Raw genomic sequence first — 22,749 nt, 5'->3', positions numbered from 1 at the left:
CGGACGGACCACGGACGGAACAGACGGGCTGCGGGGGGTCGGCGCGGCGCGCCGGGCCCCTATTTCAGCAGCTGGCGGGCCATCACCAGGCGCTGGATCTGGTTGGTGCCCTCGTAGATCTGGGTGATCTTGGCGTCGCGCATCATGCGCTCCAGGGGGAAGTCCTTGACGTAGCCGGCGCCGCCGAGGAGCTGGACGGCGTCGGTGGTGATCTCCATGGCGGCGTCGGAGGCGTAGCACTTCGCGGCGGCGCCGAAGAAGGACAGGTCGTCGTCGCCCCGCTCGGACTTCGCGGCGGCGACGTAGACCATCTGGCGGGCGGTCTCCAGCTTCATCGCCATGTCGGCCAGCATGAACTGGACGCCCTGGAACTCGGCGATGGCCTTGCCGAACTGCTTGCGCTCCTTGACGTAGGCGAGCGCGTGGTCGAGCGCGCCCTGGGCGATGCCGACCGCCTGCGCGCCGATGGTGACGCGGGTGTGGTCGAGCGTGCGCAGCGCGATCTTGAGGCCCTGGCCGGCCTCGCCGACGATGCGGTCCCCGGGGATGCGCACGTCGTCGAAGAACAGCTCGCGTGTGGGCGACCCCTTGATGCCGAGCTTGCGCTCGGGCTCGCCGAGGGTGAAGCCCTCGTCGTCGTCATGGACCACGAACGCGGTGACGTTGCCGCCGCGCGGGCCGTCGGGGTCGGTGACGGCCATGACGGTGTAGTAGCGGCTGATCCCGGCGTTGGTGATCCACGACTTCTGCCCGTTGAGGATCCAGCCGTCGCCGTCGGCCACGGCCTGGGTGCGCATGTTCGCGGTGTCGGAGCCGGCCTCGCGCTCGGACAGCCCGTAGGAGAACATCGCCTCGCCGCGCGCGACGGGGGTCAGGTAGCGGCGCTTGACGTCGTCGGAGGCGGCGAGGATGAGCGGCATGGTGCCGAGCTTGTTGACCGCCGGGATCAGCGACGACGAGGCGCACACCCGCGCGACCTCCTCGATGATGATGCAGGTGGCCAGCGCGTCGGCGCCCACGCCGTCGTACTCCTCGGGGATGTGCGCGGCGTGGAAGTCGGTGGCCCGGAGGGCGTCGTAGGCGGCCTGGGGGAACGCGCTCTCGGCATCGGCGGCGGCCGCGTGGGGGGCGACCTTGTCGTCGGCGACGGCGCGTACCGCGGCGCGCAGCTCCTCGTGGTCGTCGCTCGTGGTGAACAAGTCGAAGTCGCTCATGTCGCCCTTTCTTCCCGATTGCGGCACTACGTGCCCAAGTGTGGCATCTCGTGTCACCGTCTAGTGTCAGGGTAAATGGTCGGTGCGGATCGCGCACGGGGCCCGGTGCCCCGGCCTCCGCCACTGGCGGGGCGGATGAGACACGGAGGTGGTCGTGGGGCCGACGGTCAGGGCAGAGCGGGGCAGAGCGGCCATACCCGCACGCGGTGCGGTGGTCGCGGCGGCGGTGCGGCTGTTCACCGAACAGGGGTATGAGGCCACCACGATGGACGACATCGCGGCGGCCGCGGGCGTGAGCCGGCGCAGCCTCTTCCGCCACTTCGGCTCGAAGGAGGACGTGCTCTTCGCGGAGCACGACGCCCGGCTGGAGACGATCGTCCGCTACCTGGAGGCGGCGCCCGGCGACGAGCCCGTGGCGACCGTGCGGGCCGCGGCGCGCATGGTCTTCCAGGGGTACGTGTCGACGCCGGACACGACCGTTGCGCGCTTCCACCTGGTGCGCACCGTGCCCCGGCTGCGCGACCGGGAGATCGCCATGACCTCGCGCTACCAGGCCGCGTTCAGCCACTACCTGACCCGCGGGCAGACCGAGGGCGACCGCGTACTGGTCGGCGAGGCGGTCGCGGCGGCCGTCATCGCGGCGCACAACCACGTCCTCCGCTCGTGGCTGCGCGAGCCCGCGAGCCCGGTGCCGTGGGCGCGGTTCGACCGCGCGATGGAGCTCGTCACCCGGTCGCTCGCCGCCGAACTCAGCGGTTCCGGCGCCGAACCGCCCGAAGCCGCCGTCCTGGTCGCGGTCTACCCGTCCGGGCTCGGCGGCGACGACGTTCTGCGCCGCGTACGGGAGGCGCTGGGCGAGGGCGCGGACTGAGCCGCGCCGGCCGCGCCGGCCGAGGCGCCGGGGCCCCGGCCGGTCCCGCGCCCCGTTCCAGCGGGTACACGACGCGGGGGCGGGCCGGCTGCGGTAGATTTCGAGGGGAAGGCGCGGGTGCGCCTCCTTCGGCATGCGCGCCGACGCCCCAGCCGCCACCGCCGCGCGCCCAGCGCGCCGACCCCGATGAGGACGACGGCCCACCCGCGGGTGGGCGAGGAGACGGTACGCCGTGAGTGTGACAGCGGACAACGCCACCCAGAAGGCCCCGGAGGTCGCCGCCGAGGCCGCGCGGCGGCGCACGTTCGCGGTGATCTCCCACCCCGACGCCGGCAAGTCCACGCTGACCGAGGCGCTCGCGCTGCACGCCGCCGCGATCACCTCCGCCGGCGCGGTGCACGGAAAGGGCGACCGCCGGGGCGTCACCTCGGACTGGATGGAGATGGAGCAGGCGCGCGGTATCTCCATCACCTCCGCCGCGCTGCGCATCGACTACGACGACCGCGTGCTGAACCTGCTCGACACCCCCGGCCACGCGGACTTCTCCGAGGACACCTACCGCGTGCTCTCGGCGGTGGACTGCGCGATCATGCTGCTCGACTCCGCGAAGGGCCTGGAGCCGCAGACCCTCAAGCTGTTCGACGTCTGCCGGGCCCGCCGGATGCCGGTGATCACCTTCGTCAACAAGTGGGACCGCCCCGGCCGCGAACCGCTCGAACTGCTCGACGAGATCGAGCAGCGCATCGGCCTGCGCCCCACGCCGATGAACTGGCCGGTGGGGATCGCCGGGGACTTCCGCGGCCTCATCGACCGGGCCGACGGCGACCACTACACCAAGTTCCACCGCACCCCCGGCGGCGCGACCAAGGCCGTCGAGGAACGGCTCAGCGACGAGCAGGCCGCTGCGGTCGAGGACACCGCCTGGGAGCAGGCGCGCGAGGAGATCGAGCTGCTCGGCGAGATCGGCGCCGACTTCGACGAGGCGTCGTTCCGCGCCGGGGAGTCCTCCCCGGTGCTGTTCGGGGCGGCCCTGCCCAACTTCGGGATCTCCCAGCTCCTGGAGACCCTGGTCCGGCTCGCGCCGGCGCCCGCCGCGCAGCCCGACGCCAAGGGCGACCCCCGCCCGATCACCGCCCCGTTCGCCGGCCAGGTCTTCAAGATGCAGGCCAACATGGACAAGGCGCACCGCGACCGCATGGCGTTCGTCCGGGTGGGCTCGGGCCGGTTCGACCGCGGCATGGTCCTCACCCACGCGGCCACCGGCCGCCCGTTCGCCACCAAGTACACCCAGGCGGTGTTCGGCAGTGAGCGGAGCACGATCGAGACCGCCTACCCCGGTGACGTGATCGCCCTCATCAACGCGCAGGCGCTGAGCGTGGGCGACACCCTCTACGACGGCCCCCGGGTGGAGTTCCCGCCGATCCCCAGCTTCGCCCCCGAGCACTTCGCCGTGGCGCGCGCGGTGGACGCGGGACGCTACAAGCAGTTCCAGCGGGGCATCTCCCAGCTCGACAGCGAGGGTGTGGTGCAGGTGCTGTCGTCCGATGTGCGCGGGGAGCAGGCTCCGGTGCTGGCGGCGGTGGGGCCGCTCCAGTTCGATGTGGTCAAGCACCGGATGGAGCACGAGTTCCGGGCGCCCATCGAGCTGGCGCACCTGGACTACTCGCTGGCCCGCCGCACCGACGCGGCCTCGGCCCCGGCCCTGCACGGCCTGTCGGGCGGCGAGGTCCTCACCCGCCGCTCCGACGGCGAGCTGCTGATGCTCGTGCACAACAAGTGGCGCCTGCGCGTCATCGAGCGCGACCACCCGGACCTCGTCCTGGAGCCCCTGCTGGCGGGCGGTGTGGAGGCCGCCGAATAGGCGCGCGGCTTTTCCGGGTTCGTCCGGCGGGCGTGCCGCGGAACCGGGAGCCGACCCGCCGGCGCGTGCGACTTAATGGGCCGCGACTTCTCTACCGAGGTCGTGGCCCTTCGTGTTCGCCCTGGGCGAATTTCCCGTCATCCGATCACCGTCGACCCGGTGTGTCGCGTCGTGACCTGCGGTGACGAGACCGTGGGCATGTGTCCGTTTTGTGAACGACCACACCTCCCGTCACAGAGAAAAATCGCCAAAGTTTATGTCATGCTAAAACGAAGAGGCACTTCCTAGTGTGTCGCATGTCACCTGTTCGCGAATGCGTGACAATTGTATGATTTTGCTTCACTGGAGTTTAATGGAATCTGAACAGATTCACTGGTTCACCGGAAGCCGGAACAAAGCCCGCGGGCTTTTCCCTGATTCCCCGCACCTCCGCCTGGAAAGGTTGGCTCGGGCATGAGCGACGACGGCAAACAGAGCACGGTAGAGCTGCGGTACGAGGGCGGGACCCAACCGCTGCCGCTGCTCACCGGCACCGAGGGCGAACACGCCTTCGAGGTCAAGACCCTGCTGGCCGCCGCCGGCATGACCACCCTGGATCCCGGGTTCGCCAACACCGCCGCCTGTCAGTCGGAGATCACCTTTATCGACGGCGAGGCCGGCATTCTCCGCTATCGCGGATACCCGATCCAGGAGCTCGCCGCCGGAAGCTCGTTCCTGGAGGTCGCCTACCTCGTCATCCACGGCGAACTCCCCGAACCCGGGCAGCTGAAGGAATTCTCCGAGCAGCTCCAGGCCAACGCCGCGCTGCCGCCCGAGCTGCGCGCCATGCTCGACGCCTTCCCGCGCAACGCCCACCCCATGACCCTGCTCGCCAGCGCGGTCAACACGCTCGGCGCCTTCTACGCCGACTCCACCGACCCCGGCGACGCCGAGCAGGTCGACCGCGCCACGATGCTGCTGCTGGCGAAGCTGCCCACCATCGCCGCGCACATCTACCGCAACTCCATCGGCGAGGCCCCCGTCGCCCCCGATGAATCCCTCGACTACGTCGAGAACTTCCTGCGCATGACCTTCGGCGAACTCAGCGGCGAGGCGGAACTCGACTCCCTGTTCGTCAAGGCCCTCGACCTGCTGCTCATCCTGCACGCCGACCACGAGCAGAACTGCTCCACGGCCACCGTCCGCGTCGTCGGCTCCTCCCAGGCGAGCCTGTACGGCAGCGTCTCGGCCGGGATCAACGCCCTGTTCGGCCCGCTGCACGGGGGCGCCAACCAGGCCGTCCTGGAGATGCTGGAGGAGATCCGCGGCCTCGGCGGCGACGTCGACGCCTTCCTCGCCAAGGTCAAGGACAAGCAGAGCAAGACCCGCCTCATGGGGTTCGGCCACCGCGTCTACAAGAACTTCGACCCGCGCAGCAAGGAGATCAAGGGCCTGGCCGCGGAGATCCTGGACCGCCAGGAGAACCCCGACGAGCTGTTCGAACTCGCGCTCAAGCTCGAAGGCAAGGCGCTCGCCGACTCCTACTTCACCGACCGCAAGCTCTACCCGAACGTCGACTTCTACAGCGGCGTCATCTACCGGGCCATGGGCTTTCCCACGAACATGTTCACCGTGCTCTTCGCGATCGGCCGGCTCCCCGGCTGGATCGCGCACTGGCGTGAGCAGCGCCTCGACCCCGCCGCGCGCATCGCCCGGCCGCGCCAGCTCTACGTCGGCCACGCCCAGCGGTCCTACCCCGGCCGCGTCTGACCGCACGGCCCCGGAACACCCGGCACGGAACGGCGAACCGACGAGCGAGTGAAGGTGGCGCTGCCTTTGGCCCCAGGCCCCCCGCGGGGCCGGTGGAGCGGAGCGAGGAGGCGAGCGTGACCGGGCATCCCGGACGGCGGCCGGGGCGGACCTCCGCCCCGGCCGCCGTCCGTCTGTATTGCCCCAGGTCCGGGTAACGCTTTGACCTGGTCGATCATCGAGGCGCCGTCTCGGGGCAGGGCGGGTATGTGATCCGTCGACGATCGGGGAAGACATGCTCGACTACCTGGTGCGCCACTGGTGGGTCCTCATCCTGCGCGGGGCGATCGCCATCGTGTTCGGCCTGCTGGCCGTCATCTGGCCGGCGGTCACGCTGGTCGTGCTCGCGGTCCTGTTCGGCCTCTACGCCCTGGTGGACGGCGCCATGGCCGGGGTGGCCGCGTTCCGGGCCGGTGCGGGCGACCGCACCCCGCTGATCATCGAGGCCGCGATCGGTGTGCTCTTCGGCATCGTCGCGCTGGTCTGGCCGGGGTTCACCGTGCTGGCGCTGGCCCTGGTCATCGGCGCATGGGCGGTGGTCACGGGGGTTTTCGAGATAGCCGCGGCGGTGCGGCTGCGCAGGGAGCTCGACCACGAGTGGCTCTACATCGTCAGCGGGGTGCTGTCCGTCGCCTTCGGCATCGTGATCTGGTTCATCCCGGGCGTGGGCCTGGCGGCCGTCGCCCTGCTCATCGGGGTCTACGCCATCCTGTTCGGCGCGGTGCTGATCGCGCTGGGCCTGCGTATCCGCACCGAGGGGCGCAACCGCGGCATCATCGCCTGACCGTCCCCGCGCCCAGGCCCGCCCCGGCCGGTAGAGTCGCCGCGAAGCCCGGACCGTGGGGAGGGGGAGCCATGGGGCGCCTGCCGGCCCGGCCCACGGGCACCGCCGCCGATATCGCCATCGCGGCGGGAGTGGGCGCCGTACAGCTCCTGGCGGAGTTCCCGGCCGCCTGGTTCAGCGGCGCGCCGCTGTCCGGGCCCGGCTTCGCGCTCCTGGCCATCGGGGCGGCGTCGCTGGCGGTCCTGCGCCGCCTGCCCCTGGTCACCGCGCTGGGCGTGGGGCTGTGCACCCCGCTCTACTACATCTTCGGCCAGGCCGACGGATGGGCGGCATGGCTGATGTTCGTCGTCGGGGTGGTCCGGCTGGGGGCCGGCCGGCACCGCGCCTCCGCCGTCACCGCCACCGTCACGGTGCTGCTGGTCATCACCATCGGCGAGACGATCCAGTTCGAGCCCGCGCGCGCCTTCTACGCGGTCGGCTGGGTGCTCGTCGTGCTCGCCGCCGGCGAGGTCGCCCGCAACCGCGGCGCCTACCTGCACGAGGTCGAGCAACGGGCCGCCGAGGCCGAGCGCACTCGCGAGGAGGAGGCCCTGCGCCGCGCGACCGAGGAGCGGCTGCGCATCGCGCGCGAACTCCACGACGTCATCGCGCACAACATCTCGCTGATCAACGTGCAGGCCGGGGCCGCCGCCCACGGCCGCGACCCCGACCAGGCGTTCGCCGCGCTCGACGCCATCAAGCGCGCGAGCAAGGACACGCTGCGCGAGCTGCGCGCCACCCTCGGCGTGCTGCGCCGGGCGGACGACGCCGCCACCCCGCTGGCGCCGTCGCCCACGCTCGCCCGGGTGGGCGACCTCGCCGCGCGGACCACCGGCGCCGGACTGCCCGTCCGGCTGCGGGAGGACGGCACGGCCGTCCCGCTGCCGACGCCGGTCGACCTCGCCGCCTACCGGATCGTGCAGGAGGCGCTCACCAACGCGCTGCGGCACGCCGGCGCCTCCCGGGCGGAGGTGACGGTCGCCTACGGCCCCGGCGGTGTGTCCGTCCAGGTCGACGACGACGGCCGCGGCGCCTCGGGCGCCGCGGCGGTCTCCGAGGGCAACGGCCTGCGGGGCATGCGCGAACGCGCGGCGGCCCTCGGCGGCGAGTTCCAGGCCGGCCCCCGCACCGGCGGGGGCTTCCGCGTCCGCGCCGTGCTCCCGGCGCCCGCGGACGACGGCACCCTCGCCGCCCCCGGATGACCGGGGACGGGCGCGCACGGCGCGGCCGCCGCGGCGGGGGAGGGGCGCCCGTAGGCCGGTTCCGGGTCCGGGACACCCTGTGCCGTAGGGTCTCCATGGCCGGACACGGCCGAAGACCGCCCCTCCCCTTGTGACCTCATCCGCGTGGTATGAGACTTTTCCCGTGGCGGGACCGGGCGAGCACTCCGATCCGCCCGTGGGACCGGTGCTGCGCATGAGGGGTGATGCGGCCAGTGGGGAACACTGCTGCGGCGAGTGGACGGCCCGCGCGCCCGCGGGACGGCCGCGCCGCCCGCCGGAGGGCCGGGCACGGTCGCACCGCCGCCCGCCCGCCCCGCACCCCGCACGACGGGGTGCGCCGATGAACCCCTGCACCGGCCCCGGCTGCCCCGGCACCGTCGACGACGGCTACTGCGATGTGTGCGGCATGGCCCCGGCGGGTTCCGAGAGCGTCGCCCCCATGGGCCCGCACGGCTTCGCGCCCACCGGCCCCGAATGGGGCGGTGCGGGACGCTACGCCTGGAGCGCGCGCACCGACCGGTCGGCGCCCTCCGCCCGCGGCGGCCAGTGGGCCTCCGAGCCCTCGGTGTGGGACGGCGTTTCCGAGCCGTCCGGCCTCTCCCACGTGTCGGGCCTGACCGGCCTGGGGATCTCCGGCATCATCGACGACGACGCCGCGGCGCGCCTGTTCCAGGACGCTCCGGAGGACCCCGGCGGCAGGGCGGACCCGGCTGCCCGCGACCCCCGCGGCGGCCCCGGGGGGCCGCGGACCACCAGCGGCCCGTCGGACCGGAGCCGCCGCTCGCCGTCCTCCGCTCGCGGCATGCTGGGCCTGGGCATGGTGCAGGTGCCCCCCGTGCCCTACCGCGACCCCGAGACCGCGGTCATGGCCGACCCGGTCGTCGCGGAGAAGAACCGCTTCTGCGGGCGGTGCAACGCACGCGTGGGCCGCTCGCGCGGCGGGCGGCCCGGCCGCACCGAGGGGTACTGCCGCTCGTGCCGGGCGCCGTACTCCTTCACCCCCAAGCTGAAGAAGGGCGACCTGGTCGGCGGCCAGTACGAGGTCCTCGGCTGCCTGGCGCACGGCGGGCTCGGCTGGATCTACCTGGCGCGCGACCACAACGTCAGCGACCGGTGGGTGGTGCTCAAAGGGCTGCTCAACAGCGGTGACGCCGAGGCGCACAAGACCGCGACCGCCGAGCGGGCGTTCCTCGCGGAGGTGGAGCACCCCAACATCGTCAAGATCTACAACTTCGTCCAGCACCCCGACCCGCGCACCGGGATCCCCGCCGGGCACATCGTCATGGAGTACGTGGGCGGGAAGTCGCTGCGGGACCTGATCGTGGAGCGCCGCCAGCAGGGCTCCGGCGACGAGGCGCTGCCGGTCGAGCAGGTGATCGCCTACGGGCTGGAGATCCTGCGGGCGCTGGGCTACCTCCACCACAGGGGGCTGCTCTACTGCGACTTCAAGCCCGACAACGTGATCCAGAGCGAGGAGCAGATCAAGCTCATCGACCTCGGCGCGGTCCGCCGCATGGACGACATGGTCAACTCGGTCTACACGACCCCCGGCTACCGGGTGCCCGAAAGCGAACTGCGCGGCCCCGGCCCGTCCATCAGCTCCGACCTGTACTCGGTGGGGCGGTCGCTGGCGGTGCTCAGCCTCGGCCACGCGTTCATCCGCGAGCACCCCTACAGCCTTCCCGAGGAGACCGACGAGCCGGTCCTCAGGCGCTACGAGTCCTACCACCGCCTGCTGCGCCGCGCGACCCACCCGTTCGCCGACCAGCGCTTCCACCTCGCCGCCGACATGGCCGAGCAGCTCACCGGCGTGCTGCGCGAAGTCCTGTCCGACATCGACGGCCGCCCGCACCCGGCGGCGTCGGGCCTGTTCGGCCCCGAGCACTTCCGCGTCGGGGTCATCACCCCCACCGGCCCGGTCGACGGCACCGACCGCCTGCTCCGGCGACCCGACCCCGCGGTGGTGGCCGCGGCCCTGCCCGTGCCCCTCGTCGACCCCCAGGACCAGGCGGCCCAACTGCTGGCGGGGCTGTCCTCGGTGCACCCCGAAGAGCTGGTCGCGACCCTGGAGGCCGTGGCCGACCCCAGCCCCGAGACGCGGCTCATGCTGGCGCGGGCGCTCATCACGCTGGGGCGCCCCGAGGCCGCCGCGGCCCCGTTGGAGGCGTACGGCGTCGACGCCCCCGGCGACTGGCGGATCTTCTGGTACCGGGCGCTGATGGCGCTGAGCATCGGTGACCACGCGGAGGCGTACGACAGGTTCGACGAACTGTTCGGCCACCTGCCCGGCGAGGCCGCGCCCCGGCTGGGCCTGGCGGCCGCCTGTGAAGGCCGCGGGAGGCTCGACGCCGCAGCCCGCCACTACCGCGCCGTCTGGTACACCGACCACTCCTACGTGAGCGCCGCGTTCGGGCTGGCGCGGACCCGGCTGGCCCAGGACGACCGGGACGGCGCGGTCGACGTGCTCGACACCGTCCCCGACCGCTCCAGCCTCTACCTGACCGCGCAGATGGCCGCGGTGGCGGCGCGGGTGGCCGCGCCCGACCCCGCCGGACTCGACGAGAACGCCATCGTCGACGCCGGGGCCCGGCTGGAACGGCTCGGCCTGCGGGGCGAGTCCGGCGACCTGCTGGCCACCCGCGTGCTCGGGGCGGCGCTGGGCTGGGTGCTGGCCGGGCGCTCACCGGCGTTCGCCACGACCCTGCTGGGCGACCGGCTGACCGAGGCCGGGCTGCGGGGCAACCTGGAACGCACCTACCGGGCCCTGGCGCGGGTGACGGCCGACGCCGGCGCCCGCCACGGGTTCGTCGACCTCGCCAACGCCGTGCGGCCGAGGACGTGGACATGACGGCGTCCGACGCCGACGACGGCGGAGCCCCCCTGATCCCCGGCCCGCCCGCGGCGCGCGCCACCGGAGCCGGACCGGCCGCCGCACGCCGGTCCGGCACGGGACCGGCCGCGGTCCAGCGGCAGGCGCCCGGCCCGGCCGACGGCCGGACCGGGCCGGCGGCACGGCGGAAGGACGGCGACCGCGCCCCGGCGGACCGCGAGCCGGACGGCCGCGCCGAGATCGGGCCCGGGGCCGCCGGTGTCTCCGGCGCGAGGAGGAATGGCGTGCGTCCCTGCGCGGACTGCGGAGTACCGGACGGCCACGGCCCCGCCTGCGGAGCCCTCCGCGACCTGAAGGGCGGGAACGGCGACGCCCCGTTCCCCGGCCCAGACGGTGCGGACGGTGGCGCCCGCGATCGCGCGGGCGGCGACGCCCGGGCCGGTGCGGGCGTGGCCCATGGCCGGCGGGGGGAGAACGGGGACGGTCCGGTCCGCGGAGCCCCCGGCGCGGGCTCGTGCCCGGGTGCGCCGGGGGAGGTCCCCGAGTGCCCGCGGTGCGGTGCCGCGGTCGCCGCGGGCCGGTGCCCCCGCTGCGGGTTGCGCCGTCCCGAGGAGCGCGACCACGTCGAGGTGGCCTCGTGCACCGCGGCGGGGGTGAGCGACCGCGGCCTGCGGCACCGCCGCAATGAGGACGCCATGGTGCTCGTCGCGCCCGGCGTGACCGCCCCCGCACTCGTCGCCGTCGCACCGGTCGCCCCCGTACCCGTGCCCCCCGCGCCCGCCTCCTCGGCACCGGCCGTCCCCGCGACCGCCGCCACGACGCGCGTCCCTCCGGGACCGGCCGTCCCGGCGTCCGCGGGGCCGTCGACGGGTGGCGACGCCGCGGCCGACCCCGCCTCGGCGCCGGCCGGCCCGGCGCCGGCCCCCGAACCGGATCCGCCGCCCGCACCTGCCGCGGCACACGGCCCGGCCGGCCCCGCACAGGGGACCCCCGGCCGGGGCGGCGACGCCCTCTTCCCCGTTCGCTCACCGGCTCGCCGCACCGATGCGCAGGCGGTCGTCGCGGTGGTGTGCGACGGCGTCTCCACCTTGCCCCGGCCGCACGAGGCGTCGCGGATCGCGGCCGATACGGGCGCCGCCGTCCTCGCGGCGGGCCTGGCCGCCGGCGGCTCCGCCCGGGACTCGACCGAGGAGGCGATGCGCGGCGCCGCGGCGGCCGTGGCCGGGCTCGCCGACTCCGGTCCTGAGGCGCCGGCGTGCACGTTCGTCTCGGCGGTGGTCCCCGCCGACGGCGGCCCGATCACCCTCGGCTGGATCGGCGACAGCCGGGCCTACTGGCTGGCCGCCCCCGGGGCGGCCACCCCTTCGACGCTGCTGACCCGCGACGACTCCTGGGGGGAGGCAATGGTCGCCATGGACGTCATGACCCCCGCGCAGGCGCGCGCGTCGGTCCACTCCCACGCGCTCACCGCCTGGATGGGAGCCGATTTCGGCCCGGTCGACGGCCACCTGGAGACCGTCGACCTCCAGGGCCCGGGCACGCTCCTGCTGTGCAGTGACGGACTGTGGAACTACCTGCCCCGGGCGCACGCCCTCGCCGCCGCGGTCCCCGACGCCGCCGACGACCCCTTGGAAGCGGCCCGTACCTTCGTCCGCTTCGCCCTCGACAGCGGCGGCGGGGACAACATCACCGCCGTGGTGATCGCCGTCCCCGCCCCGCCCGGTCACAATGGCGCCTGCTCCGAGGGGGCACAGTGATGCCACCGCCACGCACGGCAGCCCGCCCCGGCGCCCGCTCTCCGGCCGCGGATGGTGAGCCGCGCGGGCCGGGAGCGGCGGGCTCAGGTCCGGACGGGGTTCGGTGCTCCGGTGCGCCTGCGGGTTCCGCCGTGCCGCCGGAGGGCGAGGGTCCGGGCCGGCGCGGGACGGTTCGGGGAGCGGCGGGCGGCGCTCTCGGGAGCCCGGTGCCGGTCCGCCGCCCGTCGGAGCGGATACGGCGGCACCTCCTCGGGTGGGACCGCCCTTCGGTGCTCCGGTGCCGCACGTCGGGGCATCGCGCCGCTGCGGGGCGGCCCGCAGCCGACCGGGCCGGCCCGCGGGGAGGCGGGGAGCGCGGTCTCCCCGGTCCGCGCGCGGCGGTCGCGCACCGGCCGTCGCTCCCGGCAGAGCCGCTGCCCGGAGGAGGGCGGTGCCGTGAGCGGTGACGCGGGGGCGCCGGTGTTCTCGGTGCGGGTCGACCAGAACCGGTTTCTGCCGGTCGGCGGGACGGACGTGCACGCCATCGTCGAGATCGCGGCCTCCGGACCGCCCGCTCGCGGCGAGCGCGGCGTGACCGGACCGGACGCGCTCACGGGGGCGCCGACCGCGCCGGACGCCGCCGAGGTCGTCATCATCGACACCTCAGGGTCCATGCGCGGCGAGAAGATCGCGGCGGCCCGGCGGGCCGCCGCCGCAGCGGTGGCCGCGCTGCGCGAGGGCGTGCTCTTCGCGATCATCGCCGGCAGCGGCGACGCCGCCATGGTCTACCCGGCCGAACGCCGCCTCGTGGCGGCCACCTCCGGCACCCGCGCCGCCGCCGTCCGTGCGGTCCGCGGCCTGTCCGCCGGCGGCGGGACCCGCATGGGCGTCTGGCTGCGGGCGGCCGGCGACCTGTTCGCCGCGCCGGACACCCCCGCTCTGCGCCACGCGATCCTGATCACCGACGGCCTCGACAACGAGCTCCCCGGCAGCCTCGATGAGGCGCTGAAAGAGGTCGCGGGGCGCTTCGTCTGCGACTGCCGCGGGGTGGGCACCTCGTGGAGCGTCGACGAGCTGCGCCGGATCTCCTCGGCCCTGATGGGCGGCATGGGCATCATCGCCGACCCCGCCGACATGGCGGCCGACGTGCGCGCCATGACCGAGGCCGCCATGGGCAAGACCGTCGCCGACGTGGCACTGCGGCTGTGGATCCCGCAGGCGGCCCGGGTCCGTTTCATCCGCCAGGTCGCGCCGACGGTGCGGGATCTGCGGCGCATCGGCCGGGGCACCCAGGTGGGCGACTACCCGCTCGGTGCCTGGGGCGACGAGGCGCGCGATTACCACGTGTGCGTCGTCGTGCCGCCCGGTCCCCCCGGGCGGCGGATGCGCGCCGGGTGGGTGCGCGTGGTCGCCGGGGAGCGGGTCCTCGCCTCCGGTGACATCCTCGCCGAATGGACGTCCGACGACGAGCGCCCGGCCCGGACCGACGCGCGCGTCGCGCACTACACCGGCCAGGCCCGGCTCGCCCGCGCGGTCCGGGAGGGGCTGGTCGCCCGCAGGAAGGGCGACACCGACACCGCGACCGCCCGGCTCGGCCGGGCGGTCGCCCTGGCGCACGCCTCCGGCAACGAGGCCATGGCGGCGCTGCTGCGGAAGGTCGTCGACGTCGTCGACCCCGAGACCGGGACCGTCCGGCTGCGGTCCCCGGTCGCCGAGGTCGACGAGATGACGCTCGACACCGACTCCACCCGGACCGTGCGCATGCGCGCGGCCGACCCCGCGGAGGGCTAGCCAGTCGAGGGAGGAGCCCACCATGCCGACCTGCCCGGCCGGGCACGACTCGGCCACCGATCGGTTCTGCGCCGTCTGCGCGCTGCGGATCCCCGCGTCGGCGACGCTGCTCCGCGCGCCCGGGGCGCGGGTACCGTCCGCCCGGGGCGCGGGCTCCGAGCAGCCCTGCCCGGAGTGCGGCACCGGGCGCGACGGCCGCTACTGCGAGGAGTGCGGCTTCGACTTCACCGAGCTGGACACGACCGTCGCCTCACCACTCGCCACGCCCGCCCACGGCCTGGCCCGCGTGCCGGCGCAGGTGAGCGGGTACGCCGGAGCGGCGCTACCGCCGCCCGGCCGGGCACGCGGCGGCCCGCCCCCGCATCCGGCCGGCGGCGATCGCGCGGGCCGCGCGGATCCGGCCGCCGTCTGGCGTGCGGTGGTCGGCGCCGATCCGGCTTATCATCAGGCCCTGGCCGACCGCGGAAGGCTCGACCCCGCCGCGATCCGCTTCCCCGCTCACCCGGCGCTGCGGCGGCTTCCGCTCAACAAGAGGCGCATCCACGTGGGGCGGCGCGGCGCCGCGCGCGCGATCGTCCCCGACATCGACCTCGGGGTCCCTCCGGAGGACCCCGCTGTCTCACACCTCCACGCCATGCTGCTGGCCGCACCCGACGGCGGCTGGGTACTGCTCGACCTGGGCTCGACGAATGGGACCACCGTCAATGGGACCGGCGATCCGATCGCGCACGACGTCGCGGTGCCGCTGCACGACGGCGACCGCATCTACCTGGGTGCGTGGACCGTCATCACTCTCCAGAAGGGCTGACCCGCGATGACCACCGGAGCGACCGGCGGCGCGGCCGTCGCCGAAGGGCCCGCTCCCCCCGGGGGGAGCATCGACCGCCCCCCGCGGCGCCGGTGCATCCTGCGCCGGCTGCGCGGGCCGTACGGCACCCGGGTGCGGATCTGGCTGCTGACCTGCCTGTGCCTGGCGTCGGTCGGGGCGCTGTTCTCGGTCACCAGCGTCGCGATCTCCCAGGCGCGCGAGGGCTTCCAGGTCATCGGGCACGGAGCCGGGCCCAAGGTGGCGGCGACCGCCGACCTGTACTTCGCCCTCAGCGACATGGACGCCCAGGTCGCCAACATCCTGCTGATGGGCGACGAGCACGCCCTCGGGTCGGGGCGCGAGGCGTCGGTGCGCCGCTACGAGCAGCGCCGCGACGACGCCAACGCCGCCCTGCTGCACGCGGCCCAGCTCGCCGAGGGCGACGCGGCCGAGCAGCGGACCGTCCGGGAGGTCCTCAACGGCATGGGCGACTACGAGCAGCTCGTCGCGGAGGCGCGGCTGCTCAACGACGAGGCGGGCACGGGCCCGGGCGAACCCGCGGCCAGCGTCGTCGACCGCTACCGCCAGGCGACCGATCTGATGCGCCTGGAGCTGCTGCCCAAGGCGTACAACCTGACCCTGGAGAGCGGCGCGACCGTGCGCGGCGCCTATGAGGAGCGGCGCTCCGACATCCGGCTGGGCCCGGTGTGGGTGGCGGTCTCGGGCACCTTGGCCGTCGTTTCGCTGATCGCCCTCCAGCTGTTCCTGCGCGCCCGGTTCCGCCGCAGCTACAACCCGGCGCTGGCCGCGGCGACGGCGGGCGTGCTCGCCCTGGTCGGGCTCGCCACCGGGATGCTGCAGAACCAGGCGGAGCAGTTGCGCACGGCGAAGGAGGACGGCCTCGACTCCGTCATCGCCCTGTCCCGCGCCCAGGCGATCAGCACCGGGATGAACGCCGACCAGAGCCGCTGGCTGCTCGACCCCGAGCGCGCCGACACCTACGCCCAGAGCTACTTCGAGGACGCGCAGACGGTGCTCTACGTCGAGGGCCCGGGCGGCGTGGTCCCCGGCGACCTGGACGCCTACGACGCCGAGGTGGGCTCGCTGGTCGCCGACCGGGCCGGCTACCGGGGCCGCGTCCTGGGCTTCCTCGGCGACGAGTTGGACGAGACCCGCCTCGACGGCCAGGTCGAGGCCCAGCACGAGGTGCTGCGCGCCTACGACGGCTTCCTGCGGGCCGACCGCGAAATGCGCGCCATCGCCGCCGACGGCCGGCGGCGCGAGGCGGTCGACGCGCACATGGGCGGTGCGGGCTCGGTCCAGGACGCGTTCGACCGCTATGAGGAGACGCTGATCAACCTCACCAGCCTGCACCGGGCGACCTTCGACGACGCGGTGAACGCGGGCGACCGCGGCGTGGCCGGGTGGGAGGCGCTGCTGCCCGCGTCGACGCTGGCCTTCGGCGTGCTCATCCTCGCGGGTGTCCGCCCGCGGCTGGCCGAGTACCGGTGAGCGGCCGCCCGCCCGCCGGCCGGACCGAACGCCCCCGACATCCCAGATGCCACCCGGCCCCGACGACGACCGACCTCCCCGACGACCCCCGGCGAACCGGACCGACCCCCACGACCCCACGACCGACGACCCGAAGATGAGGAGACGGCGATGCGGTTGCGTGATCTCGCACTTCCCCTGGCCGCTGTCCTGACGGTGTGCTCCTGCGCGGGGGCGCTCAGCGATACCCGGTCGCTGCTCTCCCTCGGGAGCCTGCGGATCGGCGTCAAGGCCGACCAGCCGAGCCTTGGCCTGCGCGGGGCCGACGGATCCTTCACCGGGTTCGACGTGGACGTCGCGCTCGACGTCGCCGAGCGGCTCGGAGTCGACCGCGAGGACGTCGACTTCGTCCCGCTGACCTCCGCGCAGCGCGAGGAGTACCTGAGGGAGGGCAGGGTGGACCTGGTCGTCGCCACGTACTCCATCACCCCCGCCCGCAAGACCGAGGTCACCTTCGCCGGCCCCTACTACGTCGCCCACCAGGACACCCTGGTCCGCGCCGAGGAGACGTCGATCCGCGACGTGCGCGATCTGGAGGGGCGGCGGCTGTGCCAGGGTGAGGGGTCCAACTCCGCCGACCGGATCATCGAGGAGCGGGGGATCGGCGCCCGCCTGGTGGAGGCGCCGAGCTACAGCGCGTGCGTGTCCATGCTCGCCGAGGGGGAGGCCGACGCGGTGTCCACCGACGACCTCATCCTGGCCGGGTTCCTGCTCCAGGACCGGTCCGCCTTCAAGCTGGTCAACGCGCCGTTCACCGATGAGAGGTACGGGATCGGCGTCGCCGAGCAGGACGTGTCGGGCTGCGAGGCCGTCAACCGCGCCATCACCGACATGTACCAGGACGGTACGGCCGAGCGGCTGCTGCGCACCTGGTTCGGCGACACCGGGCTCGACATCGTCACCAGCGTCCCGCAGTTCGAGGGCTGCTCCTGAGCCGCCCCGCCGCCCCCTCCGGACGCCGGTGCGTTCGGCTCGCGGCCCCTTTCGGCGCCGGTCCGGGCGGGTCGGCGTCGCCGCATGGAACGCGAGGGTGGTATACGAACGTCGGATGGGGGACACCCCGATGAAGGGAGACCGCACGGGTGACGATCGTGGAGTTCCTGTTTGCGCGCTTGGACGAGGACGAGCGGGCGGCGCACGCGGCGTCATCTGCGAGCGGCGGTCCCGCGCGGGCCCGCGCCGACGTCGACGCCAAGCGGCGGATCGTGCGCGGCTACGTGACGGCCCATGACACCTGCATGAACGGGCTGGGCGAGCACGGCCCGGCCGCCGCCCTCCCCGCGGCCGACTCCTGGGCGGCCCTCCACGCCTGGCGCCGGGCCCTGGAGCACCTGGCGGTGGTCTACGAGTCCCACCCCGATTACGAGGACTCCTGGCGCGGTTGAGCCCCTCGCGGGCGGGCCCGGTCCGCCGCGCAGCCGGGGCCGAAGGGCCGCCGGTGCCGGTGACGGCACACCGACCGCCCCGCCGCGGCGGGTCCGCAACGGGCGCGCGCCGTCACAGGTTGAGGGCCTCCACCGCGAGGAGGTAGCCCTCGTTGTAGGTCGGGAACTGGGCGATGCCGTCGGCGAGGCGGCCGACCGGGATGGCCTCGCGTACGGCCAGGGCGGCCGTGTGGATGACCTCCCCGGCCAGGGGGGCGACCGCCCAGGCGCCGATGAGCACGCCCCGCTCGCGGTCGGCGAGCACGCCCATGCGGCCCTCGGGCTCGGTGGCATAGGTCCAGGGCCGGGCCAGCATCGCGGCCAGGTCGACCTCCGCGGTGACGAAGTCGAGCCCCTGGTCGCGCGCCTGGCCCTCGGTGAGCCCCACGACGGCGATCTCAGGGTCGCTGAACACCACCCGCGGGACGCCCGCGTAGTCGGCCACCCGGTCGCGGCCCAGGATGTTGTCCGCGGCCACGCGCCCCTGGTACTTCGCGACGTGGGTGAACAGGGCGACGCCCGTGACATCGCCGACCGCCCACAGCCCTTCGGCCACCCGGCACCGCTCGTCGACGGCCAGACCGCGGGCGCCCACCTCGATGCCCGCCTCCTCCAGCCCCAGGCCCTCGGTGCGCGGCCGGCGGCCGGTGGCCAGCAGCACCACGTCGGCGGCGATCCGGGCGCCGTCGTCCAGCTCGACCACGCTGTCGGTGCCGTCGCGGTAGAACCGGCGCGGCTCGCTGCCCGTGCGGACGTCGACACCGTCGCGGGCCAGCAGGTCGGTGGTCAGCGCGCCGATGCGCGGGTCCTCGCGGTTCATCAGGAAGGGGCCCCGTTGGAGCAGCGTCACCCGGGTGCCCATGCGGGCGAGGAACTGCCCCAGCTCCACGCCGACCGCGCTGCCGCCGATCACCACCGCCCGGCCGGGGATCTCGTTCAGGGTGGTGGCCTCGCGGTTGGTCCACACGGTGACCTCGTCCAGGCCCGGGACCGGCGGCCGGATCGGGGCGGAGCCGGTGGCCACGATGACGTGGTCGGCGGTGAGCACCGCGTCCTCGGCCTCGACCCGCCACGGGTCGCGCCCGGTGATCCGGCCGCTGCCCTTGACGACCGCGACGCCCTGGTTCCGGTAGCCGTCGACCTGCCCCGAATCGTCGAGGTGGCGGATCATGGTGTCGCGGTAGGCGCGCATCGCCTGCCAGTCGGGCTGCGGTGCCGAGAGCCCCGCGACCCCCGCCGCCCCGGCGCGGGCCTCGGGCGGGCGCAGCAGCGTCTTGGAGGGGATGCAGGCCCAGTAGGCGCATTCCCCGCCGACCAGTTCCCGTTCGACCACGGCGACCCGCTTGCCCTGCGCGGCCAGCCGCGACGCCGCGACCTCGCCCCCCGGCCCCATGCCGATCACGATCGCGTCGTAGTGCCCGTCCACGCGGCTCCCCTTTCCTCGACGGTGCGCGGCACCGGCGGAGGGCCACCCGGGCGTCGGCACGGGCGGCTCCGGCAAGGCGCCAGATCCTTGCTACGCCACACCGTCCCCGGGGACACCGCCGACGCGCCGAACGCCCGCCCGCGGGTCCCGCCCGCCGGCCCGTCGCGGTGCCCCCCGACCGCCTCCGTCCCGGTCGGTCCGCGGTCGGACGGCTCCGTCAGGAGGTCAGGACGACCTTGCCGGTCGTCTCGCGGTTCTCCAGGGCGGTGTGGGCCCGCGCCGCGTCCTTCAAGGGGAACGCGGTGACGGGCGGGACGAGCCGGCCCGCCGCCAGTTCGGCCAGCGCCCGGGTCTCCAGCGCGCGCATGCCGCCCGCCAGGCGCACGATGTGCGGGCCGACCGCCCAGACGGCGCTGAGCCCGCGCTCGGCGAGGTCGGCGGTCGTGAGCCGGGTGGGCTCCCCGGCCGAGGCGGAGTATCCGTGCAGCACGATCCGCCCGCCGCCCCCGAGCAGCCCCAGAACGGCCGCACCGGTGTCGCCGCCCACCCCGTCGAGCGCGACCGTCACCTCGCGGTCGCCGAGCTCGGCGCGCACCCGCGCGGGCCAGTCGCCGTCGAGGTAGTCGACCGCGATGTCCGCGCCGAGCCGCCGCGCGAGCGCCGTCTTGGCCGCCCCGCCCGCCAGCGCCACCACGGTCGCCCCGATGGCATGGGCGGCCTGTACCGAAAGGCTGCCCATGCCGCCCGCCGCCGAGGTCACCAGCACCACGTCGTCGGGATTCAGGGCCGCCCGGTCGAGCATGCCGATCGTCGTGCGCCCGGTGCCGATCATCGCGACGGCGGTGTCGGCCGCCACGTGGTCGGGCAGCACGTGCAGCGACGCGGCGTCCGCCACGACCCGCTCGGCGTAACCGCCCGTCCCCGCGGCCCCCAAGTGCACGACGACCCTGCGGCCCACCCACTCCGGGTCGGTCCCGGGCCCCACCGCGCCGACCACTCCGGCGGCCTCCCGTCCGGGGACCGTGGGCAGGCGGGGCGCGGGGAAGGGGCCGCCGACGGGTCCTTCGCGCAACCGGGTGTCGACGACGTGCACGCCGCTCGCCGCGACGTCGACCCGCACCTGGCCCTCGCCGGGAACGGGGTCGGGGACCTCCTCGTACAGCAGGTTCTCCGCGGGTCCGAATTCGTACAGCCGGATCGCGTGCACGGCTGGCCTCCTGGTCGTCGATCGGGCCTCCGCACCGTGTGCGGCGGTCCGCGGGTGTCGCCCGTCGCCGCCGACACTAGAACCTCGATCAATGTTGAGGTCAAGGTGCCGGTCTCCGAGAGCCGCGGAATCGCGACACCGGGCCCGCGCGCCGCGCCGCCGAGCCCGGCGCGGAGGGCCGGAGGCGGCTACGCTGCCGCTGTCGTCCCTTGCGCGGCAGCGGATGCGGCCGCCGGCCCGGCCACCGGCGCACCCGGCCCGGAGCCCCGGCGTCCGGCCCGCGGCGCCGGGCGCCCGCGCCCGCCCGGCGGCCGCGGGGACGGCGACCCTGAGAAGCGCCCGCGACGACGAGGAGCGAACCCATGCCCGACACGACCGCCGAGGACCACCAGCGCCTGGACGGGCGCCCCGAGTGGTCGGCGCTCGCCGAACATCGGGACCGGCTCGGCGACATCCACCTGCGCGACCTGTTCTCGGCCGATCCCGACCGGGCCCGCCGCTACACCGTCCAGGTCGGCGACCTGCACCTGGACTACTCCAAGCACCTCGTCACCGACGAGACGCTGCGGCTGCTGCGCGACCTGGCCGCCGCCACCGATGTCGCGGGCCTGCGCGACGCCATGTTCCGCGGCGAGCGGATCAACACCACCGAGGGCCGCGCGGTCCTGCACACCGCTCTGCGCGCCCCGGCGGACGCGGTCGTGAAGGTCGACGGGCACGACGTCGTCCCCGACGTGCACGCGGTGCTGGAGCGGATGGCCGGATTCGCCGACCGCGTGCGGTCGGGGGAGTGGCGCGGGTACACCGGCGAGCCGATCTCCACCGTGGTCAACATCGGCATCGGCGGCTCCGACCTGGGCCCGGCGATGGCCTATGAGGCGCTGCGCTCCTTCACCCGCGACGGGCCCGCCACGCGGTTCGTGTCCAACGTCGACGGCTCCGACCTGCACGAGGCCCTGCGCGACCTCGACCCCGCCACGACGCTGTTCGTCGTCGCGTCCAAGACCTTCGGCACGATCGAGACCATCTCCAACGCGACCTCGGCACGGGAGTGGCTGCTGTCCGGGCTCGGCGGGGACCCCGCGGCGGTGGCGGCACACTTCGTCGCCGTGTCCACCAACGCGGACAAGGTCGCGCGGTTCGGCATCGACACCGCGAACATGTTCGAGTTCTGGGACTGGGTGGGCGGCCGCTACTCCTACGACTCCGCCATCGGGCTGTCCCTGATGATCGCCATCGGCCCGGCCCGGTTCCGCGAGATGCTCGACGGCTTCCGTCTCGTGGACGAGCACTTCCGCACGGCCCCGCTGGAGGCCAACGCGCCCGTCCTGCTGGCCCTGCTGGGGATCTGGTACGGCGAGTTCCACGACGCGCAGTCGCACGCGGTCCTGCCCTACAGCCACTACCTCTCGCGCTTCACCGCCTACCTCCAGCAACTCGACATGGAGTCGAACGGCAAGTCGGTCGACCGCGACGGACGCCCGGTGGCCTGGGAGACCGGACCGGTCGTCTGGGGCACGCCGGGGACCAACGGGCAGCACGCCTACTTCCAGCTGCTCCACCAGGGGACCAAGCTGGTGCCCGCCGACCTCATCGGGTTCGCCCGCCCCGGTGCCGAGCTGGCACCGGGCCTGGCCGCCCAGCACGACCTGCTCATGGCCAACCTGTTCGCCCAGGGGCAGGCGCTGGCGTTCGGCAAGACCGCCGCCGAGGTCGAGGCCGAAGGGGTGCCCCTGGACCAGGTGCCGCACCGCACGTTCCGCGGCGACCGGCCGACGACGACCATCATCGCCCCGGAGCTGACCCCCTCGGTCCTGGGGCAGCTCATCGCGCTCTACGAGCACAAGGTGTTCGTGCAGGGCGCGGTGTGGGACATCGACTCCTTCGACCAGTGGGGGGTGGAACTGGGCAAGGCGCTGGCCACCCGGATCGAGCCGGCCCTCAGTTCGGGTGCCCCCGTTCCGGGGCTGGACGCCTCGACCACCGAACTGGTCCGCCTCTACCGCAGCCTCCGGGACCGCTGACCGCGCCCGACGACACCAGAGCGACCGCCGCCGGACGGCGGCGGTCGCTGTGCTCCCCGCTCAGCCTGCGGGGCGCCCTCAAGGCGGTGCCGGTCCGGGGAAACAGTCCTCGTCGCCGGGCGGACCGGAAATATTGTTTAAATTTCAACTGTTCACTAGGGTGCAGGCACGG

The 22,749-nt window shown here is 74.5% G+C and carries 16 protein-coding genes; 13 read left to right on the top strand and 3 right to left on the bottom strand.

What is annotated here, in order from left to right:
- Window positions 1-59 precede the first annotated feature (59 nt).
- Window positions 60-1,214: an acyl-CoA dehydrogenase family protein gene (locus ACFO4E_RS24320; RefSeq protein WP_378578601.1), complete on the bottom strand. Its 1,155-nt coding sequence runs from the start codon at window positions 1,212-1,214 to the stop codon at window positions 60-62.
- A gap of 154 nt (window positions 1,215-1,368) precedes the next feature.
- On the opposite strand from ACFO4E_RS24320, the gene ACFO4E_RS24315 reads away from it, so the two are divergent.
- The 12 genes from ACFO4E_RS24315 to ACFO4E_RS24260 all read left to right on the top strand — a co-directional run bounded on the left by ACFO4E_RS24315 (window position 1,369) and on the right by ACFO4E_RS24260 (window position 17,881).
- Window positions 1,369-2,085 carry a TetR/AcrR family transcriptional regulator gene (locus ACFO4E_RS24315; protein ID WP_378578599.1) on the top strand — a complete coding sequence of 239 codons (717 nt, stop codon included), beginning with the start codon at window positions 1,369-1,371 and terminating at the stop codon, window positions 2,083-2,085.
- A gap of 232 nt (window positions 2,086-2,317) precedes the next feature.
- Window positions 2,318-3,946, top strand: coding sequence for a peptide chain release factor 3 (locus ACFO4E_RS24310; RefSeq protein ID WP_378578598.1), 1,629 nt, complete (start codon window positions 2,318-2,320; stop codon window positions 3,944-3,946).
- 453 nt (window positions 3,947-4,399) lie between these two features.
- Complete coding sequence (locus tag ACFO4E_RS24305; RefSeq protein ID WP_378578597.1) at window positions 4,400-5,695, top strand: citrate synthase; 1,296 nt, start codon at window positions 4,400-4,402, stop codon at window positions 5,693-5,695.
- Window positions 5,696-5,969: 274 nt separating this feature from the next.
- Window positions 5,970-6,518: an HdeD family acid-resistance protein gene (locus ACFO4E_RS24300; RefSeq protein WP_378578595.1), complete on the top strand. Its 549-nt coding sequence runs from the start codon at window positions 5,970-5,972 to the stop codon at window positions 6,516-6,518.
- Window positions 6,519-6,589: 71 nt separating this feature from the next.
- Entirely contained in the window at window positions 6,590-7,759 is a 1,170-nt protein-coding gene (locus ACFO4E_RS24295) for a sensor histidine kinase (RefSeq protein WP_378578594.1), read from the top strand.
- 361 nt (window positions 7,760-8,120) lie between these two features.
- On the top strand, window positions 8,121-10,628 hold the full coding sequence (locus ACFO4E_RS24290) for a serine/threonine-protein kinase (RefSeq protein ID WP_378578592.1): 2,508 nt from the start codon (window positions 8,121-8,123) through the stop codon (window positions 10,626-10,628).
- A gap of 578 nt (window positions 10,629-11,206) precedes the next feature.
- Window positions 11,207-12,367, top strand: a complete 1,161-nt coding sequence (locus ACFO4E_RS24285; RefSeq protein ID WP_378578591.1) for a PP2C family protein-serine/threonine phosphatase — start codon at window positions 11,207-11,209, stop codon at window positions 12,365-12,367.
- Between the two features lie 435 nt (window positions 12,368-12,802).
- Entirely contained in the window at window positions 12,803-14,137 is a 1,335-nt protein-coding gene (locus ACFO4E_RS24280) for a vWA domain-containing protein (protein ID WP_378578590.1), read from the top strand.
- 22 nt (window positions 14,138-14,159) lie between these two features.
- Entirely contained in the window at window positions 14,160-14,945 is a 786-nt protein-coding gene (locus tag ACFO4E_RS24275) for an FHA domain-containing protein (RefSeq protein WP_378578588.1), read from the top strand.
- A 6-nt stretch (window positions 14,946-14,951) separates the two neighbouring features.
- The gene (locus ACFO4E_RS24270; protein ID WP_378578586.1) at window positions 14,952-16,457 is read left to right on the top strand and encodes a hypothetical protein; all 1,506 of its coding nucleotides are present in this window, start codon (window positions 14,952-14,954) and stop codon (window positions 16,455-16,457) included.
- Between the two features lie 150 nt (window positions 16,458-16,607).
- Window positions 16,608-17,429: a glutamate ABC transporter substrate-binding protein gene (locus tag ACFO4E_RS24265; protein WP_378578584.1), complete on the top strand. Its 822-nt coding sequence runs from the start codon at window positions 16,608-16,610 to the stop codon at window positions 17,427-17,429.
- Window positions 17,430-17,578: 149 nt separating this feature from the next.
- On the top strand, window positions 17,579-17,881 hold the full coding sequence (locus ACFO4E_RS24260; protein ID WP_378578583.1) for a DUF6221 family protein: 303 nt from the start codon (window positions 17,579-17,581) through the stop codon (window positions 17,879-17,881).
- Window positions 17,882-17,993: 112 nt separating this feature from the next.
- Here the strand turns inward: ACFO4E_RS24260 and ACFO4E_RS24255 are convergent, their stop codons facing one another.
- Both ACFO4E_RS24255 and ACFO4E_RS24250 read right to left on the bottom strand, forming a co-directional pair.
- Window positions 17,994-19,346: a dihydrolipoyl dehydrogenase family protein gene (locus ACFO4E_RS24255; protein WP_378578581.1), complete on the bottom strand. Its 1,353-nt coding sequence runs from the start codon at window positions 19,344-19,346 to the stop codon at window positions 17,994-17,996.
- A 217-nt stretch (window positions 19,347-19,563) separates the two neighbouring features.
- Window positions 19,564-20,553 (bottom strand): zinc-binding dehydrogenase, encoded by a 990-nt coding sequence (locus ACFO4E_RS24250; protein ID WP_378578580.1) that lies wholly within the window; start codon window positions 20,551-20,553, stop codon window positions 19,564-19,566.
- Between the two features lie 362 nt (window positions 20,554-20,915).
- Between ACFO4E_RS24250 and pgi the strand changes: the two genes are divergently transcribed.
- On the top strand, window positions 20,916-22,577 hold the full coding sequence (pgi, locus tag ACFO4E_RS24245) for a glucose-6-phosphate isomerase (protein WP_378578578.1): 1,662 nt from the start codon (window positions 20,916-20,918) through the stop codon (window positions 22,575-22,577).
- Window positions 22,578-22,749 lie beyond the last annotated feature (172 nt).

It is taken from the genome of Nocardiopsis mangrovi (assembly GCF_042653925.1).
Lineage (GTDB): Bacteria > Actinomycetota > Actinomycetes > Streptosporangiales > Streptosporangiaceae > Nocardiopsis_B > Nocardiopsis_B mangrovi.
This window is presented reverse-complemented; position numbering and strand designations above follow the sequence as displayed.